The sequence below is a fragment of the Spirosoma lituiforme genome, assembly GCF_054776635.1.
The window spans coordinates 192,715-213,158 of sequence record NZ_BAAHBO010000005.1; the positions used below are offsets into that span (position 1 = coordinate 192,715).

The window sequence follows — 20,444 nt, forward strand, 5'->3', positions numbered from 1 at the left end:
ATTGATTATTGGTTATAGAAGCTATTGTTAACAAAGGATTTTGCGTCGAATGGAGCGTCCGAAACCGGCACCGGATGCGCCTTCGGTTTAGTCTGCTTAGTCTGTTTCGATTTGGCTGTATGGTGAGCATTCACCGACATGGATAGGCCCATTTGCTCATAGATCAGGGTATTTTGGGCACTCTCAAACTCATCTTTCCCGACTTTACCGCCCATCGTCAGCAGGTATTCAGGATCGACCGTGGCCGCACTGATGGTAGCTTCCAGATCAGCCCGTTTGCGGTCGTTGAACTGCTTAATTTTGGTCTGACGACCTGCCAGACGCCGTTTATCAGCATCAGGACCGTACATCACAACCGGCGCTGTATGGCCTAATTCACAGATGAAGAAATCAGTCACCTGATCGTCAGCACCCACCGCAAACAGCATCACTTTAGTCGGGTCGGATTCTTCGTACCGAATGGCTACGCGGTCATAGCGATACAGTAGCTTTTCGTCGTAGATATGGTACTCATAATCGACGCCGTGTACTGTATGCTCCAGGCGATTCCGGCGTATATCCAGCACTTTGGTATGCCAGAATAGTGACGCCTGGTCCCAAATCTCAACCGGGATCACATTTGGCTTTTCGCTTTGCTCGTGGAGTTGAGCCGGGCTAAGATCAAGACCCTTATGCTTGCGGGAATAGTAGCTTACCGGCGTCTGACGGTACTCCTCTATACGTTGCCATGCTTCTTGCCATGATTTGTCAAAGTCCCACCCGTCCGCTTTAGCTTCTTTCCGAACTTTTACCAGGTAATCGGGTGATCGGTGAGCGTAGTCACGAGTAGACATAATGCCTTGCCCGTAGTAGTATTTTGACTTACTCAGGAACACCGTTTGAAGGGTATCGAACCAACGCTCCAAGAGTGCTTTTCCGGTCGCTTTATGTGTGCAAACTAACTGCACACCTTTACGCTCCATTGCGCCTAAAATGGACTGCATTTCGTCGCTCACATGCCCCGGAAACCGATCATAGACCAGCGTATGAGGCAAATAACCCGTCGATTTAACCGCCATTTTCAGGGCATTTGCATAACCCCAACGGTCCTCTTTCGTGTCGAAATAACAGCCAACCACTTCGCCCGAATAGGCATCCCGGATCACGATCACAAACATGAATTGAAACTTGTCTCGATCCGCCGTGGCATGTTCGATGAAGTTGACACGCGTAGCATCCATCATCCAGCAATCACCCGCGTACATGGCCCTGGCCATCGTAATCGAATGCGAGAAAGCTCCAGCCTTTTTGGTTCCAGCACCAAAGCGAGAATCCGCCGTCATTTGCTTCATCTTGCCGCTGGCCAGGACTTGACTGAACCAGGAAGCGGATGGCACGTCCCGCCCAACGATCCGACAAACATCTGACACCTTCCGAATCACATAGGCGTTCGGATCATTGGTACCCTGCATCCGGGCCATTGTGATCCAGGCCATCAGTTCAGCGTCACCCGCGAACTTATCCCGGCTCTTGTTGCCCTCACGAGGGAGCTTAACTACCTCCGTGATCGGAAGCGGATCGACACCCACCTTGCCAAACCGCTGTACAACTTTCTCTTTAAGCCGGATCGCGTTTGAGGGTAGGTACTGATTTCCTTTTGGGAAATAGAAATCATAGTTACCATCCTGTTTCAACCAGCTTATTACTTCGTTATACGGCTGGTAACTGCGTGAGTCTAATTGCCGATCTTGAATGTAATTGCCGATCAATTCAACAGCAGCAGCAGCACGAGCCAGACAAGTTTGAGTCTTTAGAGCCGCCCGGCTCGTATCGTCAGCCGGATAAAGGCCGCAATACCGGCGAAAACGCTCATTTAGCGTTAATTCTAGTTCTTCAGCCAATGACCGTTCGCTCAAAACCTCCTTTGCGCGCTTTGCGGCTATTTCCCACGGTTCCAGCCCTCCACATAGCACCCGCCGAACGGTTGACTTGTATTCATCAGCAAGGGTATCGTAGCGAATCAGCACACAACGCTTATCATCGGGGTCGTTGATTTTTTGCCACCGATTTGAGCCGCGCTTGTATCCACTACGAATAGTATCGTCGTCAATTGAACATTGACTAACCAGTTCATCGAACGACACATACCATATTTGAGCAACAGGCTTCATAATCGTTTACGCGGCTTTACTTTGGGAGGCCAGCCGCGCACGGTCAGCTAAAAGTTGTTCAGCAACAGATATGATTTGAGCGTTTTTACGACGCCCACGAATCACCTTTTTCACATAGTCATGTGTGAAGCCGGTTATCTCTGCAATTCTGGCCTGATCGCCGTGTTTTAGCTCCTTTTCCATTGCCGTTCGCTCAATACCAGCCAATGCGACCCCTTGCAGGACTGGATTATCTCATTAATTTGTCCTCTAATTAGGGGACTTGTCTGCAATAATAGAATATATTCTATTAAGGTGCAAGGGATTTTAGAATATATTTTAAGGATTGCTATGGCCAGTGCGAATCGACTTAAACAGTATTTAGTAGCTAAAGGAATGAATAACAGGGAAGCAGACGATTTATTCGGCTTTTCTAATGGCCTTACAGGTAAATTTCTTGCTGGAAAAACTGTCTTAGGAATCGACAAAATAGAAAATATTCTATCAGCCTGCCCTGATTTGAATGGAGACTGGCTAATCACAGGCCGTGGAGCGATGTTGGTCAACGATCATAGCCATAACGCTACTCAAGAGCCAAAAACTAATTACATACGCTTAAATGACGCTTCTGGGAAGATTTCCGAATTGGAAGAGCGCCTGAAAGATAAAGATGAAATTATAGACGCGTTGAAAGAGAATATCCGCCTTTACAGAACAATGCTCAAAAAATAGAAGAATTTCTATACGGAATGCACCGCTAATTGCACCACTAAATGCACCCCTAATCTTAAATGTAAATTTTAGAGGTGCATTTTGTTAAGAATTTTCTAAATTTTTAATGAATTTAAGTGTAACCACATTTCAACCTTAGATAGAGTTTGTATGGGATTTCTTGATACCATGAAAGAGGTGGCCAACAGTGCCGCAGCAGCGAAGCAAAACGCCTTCAATGATGAAGTCAATACATTGTTGTTGCCAGATGAGAAGATAGAAGACACAATCCGACTATTTGCTGACTACTTCGTCTTTACGAGTAGACGGGTGATTTTTGTAGATGCGAAGGCCATGTCATCTAAGCGGGCGATAATATCCATTCCATACAGCAAAATCAGCGAAGTGGCCATGTCATCGGGTGGAATGATGAACTTCTCTCAAGAGGTAGCCATACAAGTAGGCTCAATACAGCATGAAGTCAAATTATACGACGCTAAGCAGTCAATTGAGCTTTATAAGAAGCTGGTTGCTAAAATCAGCTAAAACGCGATTAAATACCATTTAAACCACATAAAAACGCCTTACAGTGGTCCAATACTGTAAGGCGTTTCCAATTTTTCGGCTAATAATGGCTGGTTTCGCTCAATTTCTCCAACGCCAATTCAAGGCAAATCCAACTCTTTACATTTGGCGATTTATCCACATATTCGTAACTGTCTGAATATCAGAATCGGGCAAAAAATAATTAAACCCTATTCTTTACATTTAGAACTACCCCTTATACCATCCGTGCGGATGGCCTTGTCCGTTTCAGTACGGTTTGTGTCCGTAATTGGACACGGCATTGACCCAGTATGGAAAATAAATGGGTTCAAAACGCTGTAGACAGCCTTCCACAGATTTGGCACTGCATTTGATCGACATAATCGTATATAATAATCCCTGCTATGAAACGGGCCTTTTTAGGAGAGTTTGAAGAGATTGTTCTCCTCACGGTTGCGGTGCTGGACGAACAGGCGTATGGCGTGACCATTACCCAGGAGATTGAGCAGAAAACGGGGCGGTCCGTTGGGTTCAGCACCGTTCATACCACCCTGCAACGTCTGGCCGAAAAAGGCTTTCTGACCTCAACGATGGGCGGAGCCACAGCCGAGCGCGGTGGTCGGCGGAAACGCTTTTTCACGGTTACGGCAACCGGCCGAAGAGCCTTACAGGAGGTTAGGCAAATCCGCGATGAGTTATGGGGTGCTTTACCTCCCCAAACGTTACAACTGATGGGAAACTGACCATAAGAAAACCATGGACAAGCCAACTCGCCCTCGCCCCATCGGTGATCCAACGCCCCGACCGCCCCGCTGGGCCACCCTACTGCTGACCTGGTGGGGCCACCCCGACGCGCGCGAAGAAGTGCAGGGTGACCTGCTCGAACTGTATGCCTACTGGCTAACCACCCTGGGCAAACGGCGGGCCGACTGGTGCTACGGCCTGAACGCCCTGAAGTTGATCCGGCCTCTGGCCAGACCCCAATCGACAAGTGATTACACTACACCCTTTTTCCTAGACCCTGACATGATCCGAAATTATTTCAAAATAGCCTGGCGGAATCTGGCCAATAACAAACTCTATACAGGTATCAACATAGCGGGGCTAGCCCTGGGTATGGCCTGTGCGTTACTCATCGGCCTGTGGGTACACGATGAACTAAGCTACGATCGCTTTTTACCCGATGCAAAAAATCTCTATTTCGTTCGAGTAAACTTTAACTTCCGCGGTGGAGAAACCCAGACAGCCTTTGTTACGCCGGGGCCGTTGCAGGAGGCTATCGCGAACGATGTGCCGCAGGTAGCCGCCGTCACAAAACTCGACTGGGGCTTTGAGACCCTGGTTAAAGCGATCGGCACGCCGATGGGCGAAAAAATGGCCAAAGAACGTGGGCATTACGCGACGTCGGACTTTTTCTCCGTATTTGAGCTGCCTGCGCTCTACGGCGATCCGAAGAAGGCCCTGGCAGATCCCAACAAGGTTGTGATTACGCGCCATTTAGCCGAGAAATATTACCCGACCGGACTAGCACTTGGCAAAACACTTCAACTCGACAACGCCAAATACTACGTGGTGGGAGCCGTAATTGAGGATCTGCCAACAACATCGACGCTGCAATTCGACTGGCTCATCAACTTCAACGCGCAGGAACAACCCTGGCATAAAACATGGGGCAATAATTCATTTTTGACCTACGTCCGCCTGAAACCGGGCACAACCGTAGCTCAGGCAGAAGCCGCCATGAAAAGCATCTACCCGCGCTATGCCCAATTCGACAACAACGAACTACCGGTATTACAGCCCATGACCGATCTGCACCTGTACGGAGAATTTAAAGATGGCCGGTCCATTGGTGGTCGGATTGAGTACGTTCGTATCTTTTCCATAGTCGCTCTGTTTATCCTGTTCATCGCCTGTATCAACTTCATGAACTTAACAACGGCCCGATCCGCCATTCGGGCAAAGGAGGTTGGCGTCCGAAAGGCAGTTGGCGCACTACGATCCTCCCTGATAGGGCAGTTTTTGAGCGAATCGTTACTGACCAGCTTGCTGTCCGTTGGGTTGGCGTTGTTTATGGTCTGGCTGGTTCTGCCAACGTTCAACGCCGTATTCGATAAGCAGCTGGCACTTGATCTGACAAACCAGGGGCTTTGGCTCATCCTGGCGGTTTTGGTCCTGGTTACAGGTTTGCTTTCGGGCAGTTACCCGGCCTTCTTTCTGTCCGGTTTACAACCGATGCGTATTCTGAAGGGAGCCGGTTCGGCGCTTCGGCTACCGATCGGTACGGGTACGGCCAACTTCCGGCGCGTACTGGTTGTGATCCAGTTTTCGCTGTCCACTTTCCTGATTGTGGGAATGTTAGCTATCGGTCGGCAGATGCAGTACCTGCGTAGCAAGAACCTTGGCCTCGATCGCGAAAACGTTATGTACATGAAGCTGGAAGGCAGTCTGAATGACTACCAGAAAACAGAATTATTACAGCAGGCCTTGTTACGAACCCCGGCGGTGGTACAGGCAACCACCACAGGACACCTGCCCCTGAACATCCAGAGCAGTACGACTGACTTACACTGGCCGGGTCAGAACCCCAAGCAGTTGGTAAGCGTAGCAGCCACGTCGGTGGGGAATAATTTCGTTAAAACGATGAACATCAAACTGCTTGACGGACGCGATTTTCGGGTTAATAGTCTTGCCGACACCGCCAATTACCTTATCAACGAAGCAGCCGCTAAACTGATGGGCATGGATAAGCCTGTTGGCCGTGAGATTACGTTCTGGTTTGGCAAAGGACGAGTCATCGGCCTGATGAAAAACTTTCACCTCGGCTCGCTGCATCAGCCCATTGGCCCCCTGGTTGTAGCCTATATGCCGCCTAACACCAGCTATCTGCTTGTTCGTAGCCGCGCGGGACAAACAGGGCAGGCCATTGCCGACTTAGAACGCCTGACCAAGCAGTTTAACCCAAGCTATCCGTTTAGCTACCATTTTCTAGACGAAGCTTACGAGAAGATGTACCTCGCCGAGCAGCAAGTCCACACGTTGGTCAATTACTTTGGGGTATTAGCCATTCTGATTTCCTGCCTGGGCCTGTTTGCACTGACGGCCTTTACCGCTGAGCAGCGAACAAAAGAAATTGGCATTCGTAAAGTATTGGGAGCCAGTGTGCAAAACATTGTCAGCTTACTGTCAGCCGATTTACTGCGCCTTGTCCTGATTGCCCTTGTGTTAGCGACACCTGTCGCGTGGTGGGCCGTCGATAAATGGCTGAAGACATTTGAGTACCGGCAGGAATTAACCTGGTGGATTTTTGCCCTGGCAGGATTGTTAGCGGTTGGTATTGCCCTGCTAACCGTCAGCTTTCAAAGCATCAGAGCGGCCCTGGTGAACCCGGTCAAAAGCTTACGGAGCGAATAGGAAAGCATGCCGAAACTAAGCACACGCCAAATTGTGTTCGTATCTTTGTGAGTCGCTAGTAACGGCGCACGATTAGTCATAACCATTACCATCGCGGGGCTTTGAACCCTGGCGGATATGAGCAAACACGGACGAATTCTGGTCGCCATGAGTGGCGGCATTGACTCTTCATTAGCAGCGGTACTACTGCATGAAGAAGGGTATGAGGTCATCGGGATGACCATGAAAACCTGGGATTATGCCTCCTCAGGCGGCACAAAGAAAGAGACAGGCTGTTGTAGCCTGGACAGCATCAACGATGCCCGCAACATTGCCGTCAATCTCGGCTTTCCCCATTACATTCTGGATATTCGGGAGGAGTTCGGCGATGCCGTAATCGATCACTTCACGGGCGAATACCTCGAAGGCCGGACGCCGAACCCCTGCGTTATGTGCAACACACACATCAAATGGGATGCTCTCCTTCGACGGGCCGACCGGCTCGATTGCGAGTCGATTGCGACGGGCCATTACGCCCATATCCGGGAAGAGAACAGCCGATTTATTCTCTCCAAAGGCGTCGACACGCTGAAGGATCAATCGTATGTACTGTGGGGCGTTTCGCAGGCGAGTCTGAGCCGAACCAAATTACCGTTGGGCCACCTGCGCAAAACCGAAATCCGGGAGATGGCTAAAGAACGAGGGTTTATGGAATTGGTCACCAAATCCGAATCCTACGAAATCTGTTTCGTGCCGGATAACGATTACCGGGGCTTTTTGAAACGGCGGATGCCGGGCCTGGAAGCTGAAGTAGCCGGGGGCAATTTCGTCTTGGAAGGTTCGGGGAAAGTGCTGGGTAAACACCAGGGCTATCCATTCTACACCATCGGGCAACGTAAGGGCCTGGGGATGGCGTTCGGCCAGCCCATGTTTGTTACCGAAATCCGGAAAGACACGAATGAAGTGGTATTAGGGGTCGATAAAGACCTGTTCCGGGATGGCATGATCGTCAGCAAGCTGAATTTGCAAAAGTACGATCGCATCAACGGCCCGCTCGAAACGGTTACCAAAGTACGGTATAAAGACCCCGGCACGCCGGCCACCATTTCGCAGGAAGGGGACAAAATCGAGGTTCTTTTCAAAGAGGGTGTATCGGCTATTGCGCCCGGCCAGGCAGCCGTTTTTTACGACGGCGACGACGTTATCGGCGGTGGCTGGATCATGAAGAGCTTTCGACAGGGTGACAACCAAACCCATCAGCCGTTTGCGTTAAGCACAGTGGCTTGATAGCTCAGGGATTATTTTAGACAGCAAGTCGTCGGGAAAAACAGAGACATACCGTTCCTGGTTATCCCGGCGGCTTTCTGTTTATCACCCTATTGCCTACCTTTCGTACATGAAAACGTTATTTCTGCTCACCGGCGTCATGATGGCCTTTACCGTTCAGGTGCTGGCTCAGACTACGGTCCCCGTTGCCATACCCAAAGGCCATCCAAACACCGCAGCGGCTGGCTGGAAACCGTTGTTTGCCAGTGATCTTTCGGACGCCGGATTTCCCAAAGGTGTGTGGAGTATGGACGACGGGGGCGTTTTGACGGCTACAGCCGACAAGGCCATCTGGACGGCAATTCCCTACGACGATTTCGTTCTGGATCTGCTCTTCAAAACCGCCGACGGTACCAACAGTGGCGTGGTTGTCCACGCCAGCGATACAACAAACTGGATTCCGAACTCGGTGGAGATTCAGATTGCTGACGATTATGCGGCAAAGTGGGCCGAATCGCCCACAAACTGGCAGTGTGGTGCTTTTTTCGGGCATCAGGCTGCCAGTAAACAGCAAATCGTTAAGAAGCCCGACGAATGGAACCGGTACACCGTTACGTGCCAGGGCAAGCTGATTTACGTTGTGCTTAACAACCAACTCATCAACACCATCGACCTGTCGAAGTTTACCTCATCCAAGACGAATCCAGATGGCACAGAAGTGCCCGCCTGGCTCAGTAAAGCCCCCGCCGACCTTCCTCTTCATGGCTACATTGGCTTACAGGGCAAACATGCTGGTGCTCCGATCTACTTCAGGAATTTAAAGATAAAAATTCTATAAGGCGGTGGTGCGGCATTCTGCCATCCTGCCTTGCAGTACGCTTATTACGAACAGGATGGTGGAATGCCGCACCACCGCGCTACACGAACCCAACCGTTGTTATCAGTTGTTCACTGCGTATGCAAACCGAACCACAAACCCGCCATAGTCCTGCGCTGCCCGAATTGCGTTTCTCGCTCCATCTGTTGTACGTTGGCCGACTGTTGCTGGGCATGAAGTCGCCATCGCTCACGACCAACGAAGGAATCGACGCGTTCGATGAGCGGATCGAAGATGTAACCGACGAACTGGTATCTACGGAACTCCTTCACGAAGCAGCCGTTCTGGCGGGTGATGTTCTGCCCATAACGACACCTGACAACAACGTTCACCCTAGTTAATCTCAATTGATACCTCATGATGCCTAACACACCATCGGCTACTCATCCGTGGGCGGCCCTTTTTGATATGGACGGTGTTTTGATTGCCAACACCGAATTCCACATCAATGCCTGGCTGCAATTTGCCCAGCAACACAATCGTCTGCTTACCTGGGAACTGTACGTTGAGCACATTAACGGGCGCGTTGCCGCTGATGCGATGGCGTATGTCTTTCAACGACCCATTTCACCCGATGAATTAACCGCGTTGACAGAAGAGAAAGAAGCTATTTATCGGGAGTTATATCGCCCCTATCGTCAACCGACACCCGGTTTATTACCGTTTCTGGATGCCCTGCGTGCTCAGTCCGTTAAGCTGGCGGTTGGTACGTCGGCTCCGCAAAGCAATGTCCGGTTCACCCTCGATGAGCTTCCGCTGAGGGCCTATTTTGATGTGGTTGTGGACGCCAGCATGGTTCAGCGGGGCAAGCCCGACCCGGAAATTTACCTGACTGCTGCTCAGCGAGTTGGTATTGAAGCAAGTCAGTGCCTTGTGTTCGAAGATGCGCTGGCCGGTATTGAGGCTGGTCTCCGGGCGGGCATGAAAGTTGTTGCGCTGGCCACGACGCATACCCATGACGAGCTCGCCAATACGGGGGCTTCCCTCATTGTTGATGACTTTACCGACTTAAGCGTCGATGCCGTCAGGGCGCTGATTGAGTAGGCTATCCGGGAAATTTTGCGCCCTTGCCGTACCTTTGCTTCTCGTAAACCGTAATTCGTCCATCGTATATGGCTTTGATTCCCGCCCGTGAGGGCTTTTTCTTTCCTGCCGAATGGCATCCGCACGTAGCGACCTGGCTTAGCTGGCCTCATACCGAAGCTTCCTGGACGAAGGAGCGACAGGAACTGATGTTTCCGGCTTACATCGAGTTCATCAAGGCCATCGCCGAAAGCGAACAGGTCTGTATCAACGCGCACAACGACGAGGTGATGGAGTCGGCCAAACGTCGTTTGCTGGCTGCCGGGGCCGATATGAGCCGCATCACCCTGTTGCCCCATCCCACCAATGATTCGTGGTGCCGTGATCATGGCCCGGCGTTTCTGATCAACCCGCAGACAAACAAGCGGATGATCATTAACTGGGGCTACAACGCCTGGGGCAACAAGTACCCTCCCTACGACCGGGATAACCTGATTCCGGTTGAAATTGCCCGGTACCGCAAGCTGGACTACGTAACGCCCACAGTGGATGCTGCCGCAGTGGATACTGCCGCAATGGATTCTGCCACTGCAAATGCGGTGGAAATTATTATGGAAGGCGGATCGGTTGAATTTAACGGAGCCGGAACCGTGCTGACCAGCCGTGCCTGCCTGCTCAACCAGAACCGAAACGCGCACCTGACCCAAACACAGATCGAACAGTATCTCCGTGATTACTACGGCGTTCAGCAGGTGTTGTGGGTAGAAGAAGGCATCGTGGGCGATGATACCGACGGCCATATTGACGACACCGTTCGTTTTGTTAATGAGGACACCGTCATTGCGGCTTACGAGGCCAATCCGCAGGATGACAACTACCCGTTTTTGCAGGAAATTCACCGCGAGCTCCGTGAGATGCGCCTGATCAATGGCAAACCGCTTACCATCGTAGAGCTACCCATGCCCGATCCCGTGTACAGCGATGGCCTGCGCTTACCGGCTTCATACGCCAACTTCCTGATCACCAATGGAGCGGTCATTGTACCAACCTTCCGGTGCGATAAAGATCAACCGGCGCTAGACATCATCGGCTCGTGCTTTCCCAACCGAAAAATTATCGGTATCGACTCAACCGATATTGTCTGGGGTCTGGGCAGTTTCCATTGCCTGAGCCAGCAGGAACCGGCTGTATAGCTATAAGATATATGATGTATGGTATAGCCGTTACCCATAAAGATCATGACATACATCATATACCCTGTATCATACACCATACATCCCCAACACCATGTACGATAACAAGACCTTTCGCTCCGTCGCCAATACTAGTAATGGGGAGGTCAGTGACGAGACACTTTTTCACTACCACCAGGAAGGCAAGGTGGTCTGGGCCGACTACGCGGGTGGTGGCATTCTGAAAGGATTTCTGATTGCCGTTGTTCTGGAAGGGGGTTTCCTGGACATGCGCTATGAGCACGTTAACAAGCAGGGTGAGCTGATGACCGGCCGCTGCACTTCCGCCCCCGAATACCTGCCCGACGGTCGGATTCGGTTGCACGAACAATGGCAATGGACGAGTGGTGACGGGTCGTCGGGTTCGTCGGTTATTGAAGAAGTTTTACCGTAAAAGCGACGTTTAGAGAAGCATGCGCATTCATTTAACCCTGTTGATACTGGCCATTGGTGTTTCGGTTCAATGGAGTTGTACCCGAAAACCGTCGCTGACAGCGGAGTTGACACCCCGATCCATCCACGCGATAAATCTGGAAGAAACCCTGAGTCGGCGCGACGAGTTGATGATGGTCTACTCACTCACCAGCTACGATGCCAAAAACAAGGCCGTAGCGGTTGTGAATGGTGGCTGGGGCATTGAGTCCGTCCAGAAAGGGCAGCTTCTCGACTTACAGGCTCCATCCCAGGAAGAGCATACTCCGGCAAAGTCGATTAGTCTGAGCATTCCCCGAAACGGACGTGTCGTAGCCTCGCTGGTCCTCATTGAGGTAGATGACTACAACCAGGCGAGACAGACCGTGGCAAAAATTCAGAAAATTCATAACCTGGTTGCCTTACCAGCGGGTTTGCTATTAACAGCCGCCGAAGTGCTGACACCCTTGAAGTACGTGTCGGCAGGTTTGGTCGCTTCGGGTGTTGGCCTGCAATTGCTGGACAAACTCGATGATGATGACCTGCTCGGACAAAGCAGCGTGGAACTGAAGGAAGCGGAGATCCGTCAGAAAAACCAGCGATTTATTCGGGTACCCGCTATTTTTACCGGACAGAAATTTAAGGACTCATTCGAGTACCGGCTTGAGTACGACATCATTCTCAAGTCGGTGAAAATCCAGCCCGTGCACCAATAAGGGGGCTTTCGTAACGTTGCTTAGTCATACCGAATGTTTTTTCTGCTGTATCTGTTTTCCTAACATAGTTCCATTTACTTTCCAGACGCTATGCGCCATATCACAGGCGGCCTTCTGCTGACTTTACTCGTAACAGCCTGTAAGACAGCCGCACCCGTTGTTCAGAAAACACCGCCAGAACCTGTTATTCTGACGCTGGGCAACAAAGCCTTCACGACCAGCGACTTCTTTCAGTCGTTCACTAAAAATCAGCTTTCTTCCGATTCGGCTCAGCGAACCGACGTGAAAAATTACTTCGATCTGTACACCAATCTGAAGCTGAAAGTGCTGGCTGCCGAGGCCGGTGGCCGCGATACGACCGAAGCGTTTCGGGAAGAAATGAATACCTACCGGAAGCAGTTGGCGCAGTCGTATTTGACGGATAAAGTGCTGGTTGAGTCGCTGGCTGCCGAAGCCTATCAGCGCATGCAGACAGATGTGAACGCATCGCATATATTGATTCCGATTGCCGAATACGCAACCCCGGCCGATACCCTGACGGCTTACCAGGCCAGTCTGGCCGTGCGCAAACAGGCGCAGGATGGGACCGATTTCGCTAAACTAGCCCGCGACTACTCCAAGGATGTCAATACGGTGGAGAATGGCGGTAACCTCGGCTATGTCTCCGTTTTTGGCGTTGTCTACCCCCTGGAAACGGCGATCTTTACCACACCTGTCAACAGCGTTTCGGCACCTGTCCGCACCCGGTTTGGCTATCACCTCATCAAGGTAAACGATCGGCGACCCAGCCGGGGACGTCTGCGGGTTGCGCACATCTTGGTTCGAATGAGTCCCTCCGCCGATGAAGCCGGACAGAAAATGGCTAAAGAGCGCATCGACGCGGCTTACGCGCAGCTTCAGAAAGGAGAACCGTTTGACCAGGTCTGTAGCCGGATTTCAGACGATGCTACCTCTAAAGCCAATGGTGGGGTATTACCGATGTTTGAGCCCGGCCGATCGGTTCCCTGGGTGCCCGCTTTTGACGATGCGGCTTTCTCACTGACAAAACCGGGTGCGTATTCAAAGCCCGTCCGAACCAACTACGGCTGGCACATTATTAAACTCATCGAGCGTAAACCGCTGGATTCCTATGCAACACTGGGGCCGTCGTTGCGGCAGCGCGTCATGACGGATAGCCGCGCAGAGATTCTACGCCAGGCAACCATACAGCGCCTGCAAAAGGAATATGCGGTGCAACCTGACCAGACCGTTCTGCAACAGGCGCTGGCCAAAGCCGACAGCAGCATGTTGTCCGGTAAATGGCGCTTTGCCGAACCCCTCGATCCGGCTCTACAAGGCAAGACACTCGTTCTAATCAATAAACAGCCCTACAGCGTCAACCAGTTTTTTGATTACGTTCGGCAGAAACAGCAGCCCCCCCGCAACCCGGCCGTAGCCAGCGCACCCGGCAATAGCCCAGCCTCGTCAGCCATAGATCGCCCCGCTGGGGGGTCGCCAGCGGTTGCCATGCGCCGGTTGTTCGACCGGTTTGTGGGTGATCAATTGATATCGGTAGAAGAAGCAAACCTGGACAAGAAATCGCCTGAGTTTCGGGCATTGCTCAATGAAATCAGAGATGGGGTACTGCTCTCGCAGGTTATGGAGCAAAACGTGTGGGAGCGCTCCATGGCCGATTCTCTAGGGCAGCGGCAGTACTATGAGCAAAACAAAGACAAATACCGGTTTCCTGTACGGGCACTGGCCACGGTTGTCGTTGCGCAGAACGATAGCCTGCTGAAGCAGGCCACAACGATGCTCAGTGGTCGCCCCCCGTATCAGCTTCGGCGGTCAGCGGCACCGCTTACGTTCGCCAAAAATCAAACGGCGTTAACGCCCGCCCTTCGCGAAACCCTGTTTGACGTATTAGTGGTCATGGGCGCCAACCCTGATTACATCGTTGAAGTGAGTGGTTCACACGACCCTACCGAGAGCGACTCCATGTCGGCAGGGCGGATCAGGCAGGTAGTAGGGTATTTGCAGAAAAATGGCATTTCGCTTAACCGTATCTCGGAGAAAGATTTTCAGGGGGCACGACCGGGAGCGGCTAAAAATGCCCAGCGCAATGTTTCCTTTCAGTATTTCAGCAATGCCAAAGACGACATCGCGAAAGTAATTAACAGCCGATCTGGTGCACCCACTACTGCAACACCCCGCCTGACCGATAACCCGGCCGTAACCATGACAACGGGTTTATTTGAGCGCGGTGAGAATCCTTATCTCGATAGCGTTACAGACTGGAAAGTGGGAACAACACCCTTACGTCGCAACAACAACGTTATTGCTGTAATCATCGAACGGATTGAACCAGCCAGAGCCAAAACGTTTGCCGAAGCCCGCGGAACCGTCATCAACGAATACCAGGCAACGCTCGAAAAACAATGGCTGGCCCAGCTCCGGCAAACGTATCCGGTAAAAGTCAACGACGATGAAATCCGGAAGTTGGCGAAGTAAGCTTTTGCCAGGCGAATAAAGCTATTGTGCGACCTACCCGCACGACCATAAATTAACTCTTAAAATTGCTTAAAACGCAGAGTAACAACCATTCTCTGCGTATCTTTAAAACATGAAAAAAGTAATCAGCAGTGCGCTTATTATGTTGGTTGGCTGGTTTTTGACCGCACCCACGTTTGGGCAGGGTCAGGGCGTTAGCCTGAACAGGATCATCGCCAAAGTCGATAACTACTACGTGCTTCAGTCCGACCTGGAGGAAGCCTATCAATCGTACGTTGGCCAAAATCAGACACCCCCACAAAAGTGCCAGTTACTGGAAAGCCTGGTCATCAATAAAATGATGCTGGCCAAAGCCGAAATTGACTCGGTGGTGGTTGAAGAAAAGATTGTCGACAGCGAACTCGACTCCCGGATGCAGTACATGATCCAGCAGTTTGGCTCCGACAAAAACATTGTGGAAGCGTACGGCAAAAGCCTGGAAATGCTAAAAAGCGAACTGCGGACGCAGGTGAAAGACCAGAAGGTTGTTCAGAAGATGCAACAGAAAATCACGAGCGACGTGAAGGTAACCCCACGCGATGTTCGTCGGTTTTTCGATGGTATTCCCAAAGACAGTCTGCCGTATATACCCGCCGAAGTAGAGGTAGGCCAGATCGTTCGGTTTGCCAAGCCAACGAAAGAACAGAAAGAAGTACTGCGCCAGAAACTGCTTGACTTCAAGCAGCGGGTTGAGAAAGGCGAAGATTTTGCCAAACTAGCCAAGGAAAACTCCGAAGACGTTGGCTCGGCCCAGAACGGAGGTGACCTCGGCTTTGCCAAACGGGGTATGATGGTTGCACCCTTCGAAGGAGCAGCCCTTAAGTTAAAGCCCAATCAGATCTCCGACGTAGTCGAATCGGATTTCGGCCTTCACCTTATTCAGCTGATCGAAACGCGCGGAGCAGAGTACCACGCCCGGCACATTCTGCTTCGGCCCGATTACAACCGGCTAGATGTCTCGGGGCCAACCCACTACCTGGATAGCCTTCGGAACCTGGTCCAGATTGATTCGCTGAAATTTGATAAAGCCGCTAAAGACTTTTCGGAAGATAAAAACACCGCTGATGCCGGTGGCCTGCTTCGCGATGCCCAGTCGGGCAGCAGTCGGCTGGCGATGGACGGAACGATGGAGTATGCTATGTTCCAGATGCTCGATACGATGAAAGTTGGCAGCGTTTCGGCCCCACTGCCGTACCGTACGGAAGACGGTAAAAGTGCGGTACGAATATTGTACTTCAAAAGTAAGGTTGCGCCACACACGGCTGATTATACGAAAGATTTCGAAAAATTACAGACGATTGTGTTGAGCAATAAAAAGAACCGGGCGATTGATGACTGGTTCAAAAAATCCATTGCGGATGTGTACATCACCGTTGATCCTGAGTATCATGGCTGCCGGATATTTGGCACCACGCAGGGCAGCGCAGCTACGCTAAGTGGGGGAGGAAACTAAGTAAATGATGAATTATAGATGATAATTCGTTTCTTAGTCGTTTATAAGTCATCAGGTGCGGTTGGTTGCTGAAACAACGACAGTACGTTCTTCATTTCTCATTCCTAATTAGAATACTGTGCCCTATTCATCGGATGTTGCGGCTGCCGAAGCCCTTACAGTTTCCTATCAGAAATTAAAAACTGAAATTTCGAAAGTCGTTATTGGTCAGGATGAAACGGTTCGGTTGTTACTGACCGCCATCTTTTGTCAGGGTCACTGCCTGTTGGTCGGTGTACCGGGGCTGGCGAAAACGCTGCTGATCCAAACCATTGCGGGTGCTCTGGATCTTGACTTTAACCGGATTCAGTTCACGCCGGATTTGATGCCTTCCGATATTCTTGGTTCCGAAACGCTGGATCAGGAACGCAATTTCAAATTTATCAGAGGCCCCATTTTCGCCAACATCATCCTGGCCGATGAAATCAACCGGACTCCTCCCAAAACGCAATCGGCTCTGCTCGAAGCGATGCAGGAATATTCTGTAACGATTGCCGGTCAGAAATACGGTTTAGGTCGGCCTTTCTTTGTGCTGGCGACCCAAAACCCTATCGAGCAGGAAGGTACTTACCCCCTGCCCGAAGCCCAGCTGGACCGGTTTATGTTCAATATCTACCTGGATTACCCTTCATACCAATCGGAGGTAGACATTGTTAAGAACACCACCTCGGACAAGCGGTATGATGTGCAACGGGTCATTACCGGCGAAGAAATCCGGGAGTTTCAGCAGTTGGTGCGTCGGGTACCCGTAGTCGACAACGTAATTGAATACGCCGTTTCGCTTGTGCACAAGACCCGGCCCAATACCGAGAAAGCAGCTGCTGATGCCAACTCCTACCTCGAATGGGGGGCGGGACCACGAGCCTCACAATCGCTGATTCTGGCGGCCAAGTGCAATGCCTTATTATCGGGCAAATATTCCCCTGACATCGAAGATGTTCGGGCGGTAGCGCTGCCTATTTTACGGCATCGGGTTGTGCGTAACTTCAAAGCCGAAGCGGAAGGTATTTCAGTAGAGCAGTTGATTAAGCGACTACTCTAAAGTAGCCGGATAAAAATAGCAAACGGGCCACCTTTTAGTAAAGGTGGCCCGTTTTATTTGTGCCCCCGTTCCGTGTATAGGAATCAGCTTATTCGTCGTCTTTGCCTTCCAGGTTGGTCTTGCCCAAAAAGTCATCCTCGCCCATACCGGTCGAGTGGTCATCTACACCTGAAGCATCTACATTGTCGGTTTCCTTACTAACCAAGCGTCCTTCTTTGAGGTCTTGCTGTCCGGTATCCCAGGTTTCTTCGTTGTTCTTGTCGGGTTGTTGATTTTCCATAATGCGTTGTTGGTTTCGTTTTTCATACAACTCAATAGCAACCATCCGGTTTACATTCAGGGTTTCAAACGCCACACCGATTCCGGCTCCACCCGGACACCAACCGACTGTCCGACCTGTAAATCGGCGCGGGTGGTCAGCAAGCGCAGGCACACATAACGCGACAATTCGACTTCGGCTTCGTAGTGACTCCCCTTGAAAAACAGCGCCCGAAGAAGTCCGCGGGCTCCTCCTTCATGCAGAGAAATCTGCTCGGGGCGGAGGCAAATCAATTCATTAGAATTATCGCCTTGGGGTAAGTTAAGCAGCGGTAAGTGCTTTGCTTTTAAAATATTGACCGGCCCCGTCATGCGGGCGGAATAAGCCGTTTCGGGCTGTTTATACACCGCCACTGGAGTTCCCAGTTGTATCAGCTTACCATCCCGCATAATACCCAGCAAATCCGCAATGGACAGAGCATCCGTGGCGTCATGGGTAACCAGTAAACAGGATGTCGGGGAAGACCCATCATCCGTCTGACGAACCATATCGAACAGCAGGTCACGGACAATGAGCCGATTGGGTAAATCGAGGTGACTGAACGGTTCGTCCAGCAGCAAGACGGCTGGTTTATCCGCAATGGCACGGGCAATGGCCGTACGCTGTTTTTCGCCCCCTGATACCTGCCGGGGCAACCGGCTCTGAACCTCCGTTAGTCGACACAGTCTCAGCAGTTCATCAACCCGATAATTGCGGTAACTTTTCTCAAAGAACCGGAGGGCGTAACTGATGTTCTCCCGCACCGATATATTCGGCATGAGCTGGTACTCCTGGTGTACCAGCCGAATGTCTTTGTGTCCGGCCACCAAGACCTCAGCGGGTCCCATTACCCGTTCGCCGTTCAGCGTAACATCACCCGTATCCGCATCGGTCAGCCCGGCCAGCAAGCTAAGCAGCGTACTTTTACCTGAGCCACTGGCACCAACAAGTGCCATGATCCGGCCCGGTTCGAGATGTAAAGAAACGTGCCGTACGGCGGGCGCGTCGTTGTACGCTTTGGTAAGTTTGGTGGCAGTGAGCATAAGTAAACCTATAAGGCCCGGAAGACCTTATAGGTTCTGGCTAGCCGTTAAAAAATAAAGTTGGTACTCAGAAATTCGGACTTATGATTCCCAACAATGTCATTCAGAATTTCTTTATTGGCTGGCGTATCTTTCGTGGCTACCGCCGACCGAATGGAAAATGAACGGAGTGCATCTTCAACCGACAAAGTACCTTCGGCCGAGTCTTTCCGCCCGGTGAAAGGAAACGTATCCGGCCCCCGCTGGCATTGCGCATTGATATTGACCCGGCTCACCAGATTGACCAAGGGGTCAATAAGCCGGGCAATTTTTTCGGTGTCCGTACCAAAAATACTGGCCTGCATACCGTGGTCGTCCGTGATGAGGTAGTCGATAAATTCTTCCACATCATCGTAGGGAACAACCGGAACAATCGGCCCGAACTGCTCTTCCCGGTACAGCTTCATACCCTCCTTAACCGGATACACAACCGCCGGTCTGAACAGCGACGCGGATACCTCACCCCCACCCTCATTCACGATGGCGGCACCATGCGCTTCCGCATCCTGGATACAATCGGCCAGATAGTCGGGTTTGCTTGGCTCCGGGAGTGGTGTGATCTGCACCCCATCGCTCCAGGGCATACCCGGCTTCAGTTTACTTACTTCGGCGCCAAACCGTTTCAGGAACTCATCGGCAATAGAGCGGTGAACCCAGATAATTTTTATGGCCGTACACCGCTGACCATTAAACGACAGCGATCCCAGCAAGCACTCTTTAACGGCTACGTCCAGATCGGCATCGGGCAAAATAATGGCTGCGTTCTTGGCATCCAGACTCATAATGGATCGAAGCCGGTTCAGTTTCGGGTGTTGCCGCTGAAGTTCATCGGCCACCCGACTGGAACCAATCAGGGTCAGCACGTTTACTTTTCCCGAGTGCATAACAGGCGGAATCACATTGGCACCCCGGCCGTAGAGCGAATTGACAACGCCTTTGGGGAAGCTGGTGCGAAACGCTTCGAGCAGTGGATAGTGCAGCAACGAACCATGTTTAGGAGTCTTGAACAGAATGGTATTCCCCATTAGAATGGCCGGAATCAGCGTTGTGTAGGTTTCATTCAACGGGTAGTTGAACGGACCCATAGCCAGCACAACCCCCAACGGCGACCGGCGGATCTGGCCGATGATGCCTTCTTCGATGCGGAACCGGGACGAATTCCGATCCATCGTTTTAAGTGTATCGATGGTATCGTAAATATATGTTACGGTCCGGTCGAACTCCTTGGTCGAATCGGCCAGGTTTTTCCCAATCTCCCACATGATCAGGTTAACGACCAGCTTCTTCTGCTCCAGCATTTTGCCAACGAATGTCTCCATGCACTGAATTCGTCTGGCGACTGGCATTTGCGGCCACTCACCCCGGCCGTTGTCATACGCATTAACAGCTGCATTCAATGCTTCAAGCGCTTCGTCGGGTCCGGTAACCGGAAAGCTACCCACCAGTTTGCGTTCCAGCTGGCCATCAGCGCCCGGAATGCAAACTGGCGAATAAACCTCGGAAACGGGGCCATTCCACGAGCGCATCTCGCCGTTGAGCAGGTATTCACGCTGGTGAATGGGTTCGATACGGTAGTCGGATGGAATCTGATCTTCCGTCGGAAAAAGTTGACTAAGTTCCTGGGTGTTCATCGTAAAAGAAACAGATTTGAAAAGAAACGCTGGCAAACGTCGCCATTCGTCCGGCGAATTCCAACC

Annotated in this window: 19 protein-coding genes; 14 read left to right on the forward strand and 5 right to left on the reverse strand. The window is 51.3% G+C overall.

Annotation, left to right across the window (positions count from 1 at the left end; translation table 11 throughout):
- Positions 1 to 5 precede the first annotated feature (5 nt).
- Together ACYU87_RS18320 and ACYU87_RS18325 are read right to left on the reverse strand one after the other, a co-directional pair.
- A complete protein-coding gene (locus tag ACYU87_RS18320) occupies positions 6 to 2,150 on the reverse strand; it encodes a hypothetical protein (protein WP_461135530.1) in 2,145 nt (714 codons plus the stop codon).
- A 6-nt stretch (positions 2,151 to 2,156) separates the two neighbouring features.
- The gene (locus tag ACYU87_RS18325; protein WP_461135531.1) at positions 2,157 to 2,333 is read right to left on the reverse strand and encodes a hypothetical protein; all 177 of its coding nucleotides are present in this window, start codon (positions 2,331 to 2,333) and stop codon (positions 2,157 to 2,159) included.
- 111 nt (positions 2,334 to 2,444) lie between these two features.
- Here ACYU87_RS18325 and ACYU87_RS18330 point away from each other — a divergent pair, with 111 nt between their 5' ends.
- The 14 genes from ACYU87_RS18330 to ACYU87_RS18395 all read left to right on the forward strand — a co-directional run bounded on the left by ACYU87_RS18330 (position 2,445) and on the right by ACYU87_RS18395 (position 17,367).
- A complete protein-coding gene (locus tag ACYU87_RS18330) occupies positions 2,445 to 2,861 on the forward strand; it encodes a hypothetical protein (protein WP_461135532.1) in 417 nt (138 codons plus the stop codon).
- A gap of 150 nt (positions 2,862 to 3,011) precedes the next feature.
- Positions 3,012 to 3,386 carry a PH domain-containing protein gene (locus ACYU87_RS18335; RefSeq protein WP_461135533.1) on the forward strand — a complete coding sequence of 125 codons (375 nt, stop codon included), beginning with the start codon at positions 3,012 to 3,014 and terminating at the stop codon, positions 3,384 to 3,386.
- Positions 3,387 to 3,790: 404 nt separating this feature from the next.
- On the forward strand, positions 3,791 to 4,129 hold the full coding sequence (locus ACYU87_RS18340) for a PadR family transcriptional regulator (RefSeq protein WP_461135534.1): 339 nt from the start codon (positions 3,791 to 3,793) through the stop codon (positions 4,127 to 4,129).
- A gap of 13 nt (positions 4,130 to 4,142) precedes the next feature.
- Positions 4,143 to 6,800, forward strand: a complete 2,658-nt coding sequence (locus tag ACYU87_RS18345) for an ABC transporter permease (RefSeq protein ID WP_461135535.1) — start codon at positions 4,143 to 4,145, stop codon at positions 6,798 to 6,800.
- A gap of 117 nt (positions 6,801 to 6,917) precedes the next feature.
- Positions 6,918 to 8,066 carry a tRNA 2-thiouridine(34) synthase MnmA gene (gene mnmA, locus ACYU87_RS18350; protein WP_461135536.1) on the forward strand — a complete coding sequence of 383 codons (1,149 nt, stop codon included), beginning with the start codon at positions 6,918 to 6,920 and terminating at the stop codon, positions 8,064 to 8,066.
- A gap of 109 nt (positions 8,067 to 8,175) precedes the next feature.
- Entirely contained in the window at positions 8,176 to 8,883 is a 708-nt protein-coding gene (locus ACYU87_RS18355) for a 3-keto-disaccharide hydrolase (protein WP_461135537.1), read from the forward strand.
- Positions 8,884 to 9,002: 119 nt separating this feature from the next.
- On the forward strand, positions 9,003 to 9,263 hold the full coding sequence (locus ACYU87_RS18360) for a hypothetical protein (RefSeq protein ID WP_461135538.1): 261 nt from the start codon (positions 9,003 to 9,005) through the stop codon (positions 9,261 to 9,263).
- A gap of 19 nt (positions 9,264 to 9,282) precedes the next feature.
- Positions 9,283 to 9,966 carry an HAD family hydrolase gene (locus tag ACYU87_RS18365; RefSeq protein WP_461135733.1) on the forward strand — a complete coding sequence of 228 codons (684 nt, stop codon included), beginning with the start codon at positions 9,283 to 9,285 and terminating at the stop codon, positions 9,964 to 9,966.
- Positions 9,967 to 10,034: 68 nt separating this feature from the next.
- A complete protein-coding gene (locus tag ACYU87_RS18370; RefSeq protein WP_461135539.1) occupies positions 10,035 to 11,138 on the forward strand; it encodes an agmatine deiminase family protein in 1,104 nt (367 codons plus the stop codon).
- Positions 11,139 to 11,232: 94 nt separating this feature from the next.
- Positions 11,233 to 11,571, forward strand: a complete 339-nt coding sequence (locus ACYU87_RS18375; RefSeq protein WP_461135540.1) for a n-acetylglutamate synthase — start codon at positions 11,233 to 11,235, stop codon at positions 11,569 to 11,571.
- Positions 11,572 to 11,590: 19 nt separating this feature from the next.
- A complete protein-coding gene (locus ACYU87_RS18380; protein WP_461135541.1) occupies positions 11,591 to 12,304 on the forward strand; it encodes a hypothetical protein in 714 nt (237 codons plus the stop codon).
- A 90-nt stretch (positions 12,305 to 12,394) separates the two neighbouring features.
- Positions 12,395 to 14,794 (forward strand): peptidylprolyl isomerase, encoded by a 2,400-nt coding sequence (locus tag ACYU87_RS18385; protein WP_461135542.1) that lies wholly within the window; start codon positions 12,395 to 12,397, stop codon positions 14,792 to 14,794.
- 112 nt (positions 14,795 to 14,906) lie between these two features.
- Positions 14,907 to 16,286: a peptidylprolyl isomerase gene (locus tag ACYU87_RS18390; protein WP_461135543.1), complete on the forward strand. Its 1,380-nt coding sequence runs from the start codon at positions 14,907 to 14,909 to the stop codon at positions 16,284 to 16,286.
- A 118-nt stretch (positions 16,287 to 16,404) separates the two neighbouring features.
- Positions 16,405 to 17,367, forward strand: a complete 963-nt coding sequence (locus tag ACYU87_RS18395; protein ID WP_461135544.1) for an AAA family ATPase — start codon at positions 16,405 to 16,407, stop codon at positions 17,365 to 17,367.
- Between the two features lie 88 nt (positions 17,368 to 17,455).
- On the opposite strand, the gene ACYU87_RS18400 is transcribed toward ACYU87_RS18395, so the two are convergent.
- Genes ACYU87_RS18400 through ACYU87_RS18410 form a run of 3 tightly spaced genes read right to left on the reverse strand, consistent with a single transcriptional unit; the run spans position 17,456 to position 20,378 of the window.
- Positions 17,456 to 17,647: a hypothetical protein gene (locus tag ACYU87_RS18400; protein WP_461135545.1), complete on the reverse strand. Its 192-nt coding sequence runs from the start codon at positions 17,645 to 17,647 to the stop codon at positions 17,456 to 17,458.
- Positions 17,648 to 17,703: 56 nt separating this feature from the next.
- Positions 17,704 to 18,708 carry an ABC transporter ATP-binding protein gene (locus ACYU87_RS18405; protein ID WP_461135546.1) on the reverse strand — a complete coding sequence of 335 codons (1,005 nt, stop codon included), beginning with the start codon at positions 18,706 to 18,708 and terminating at the stop codon, positions 17,704 to 17,706.
- 47 nt (positions 18,709 to 18,755) lie between these two features.
- Entirely contained in the window at positions 18,756 to 20,378 is a 1,623-nt protein-coding gene (locus tag ACYU87_RS18410; RefSeq protein WP_461135547.1) for an NADP-dependent glyceraldehyde-3-phosphate dehydrogenase, read from the reverse strand.
- Between the last annotated feature and the right edge of the window lie 66 nt (positions 20,379 to 20,444).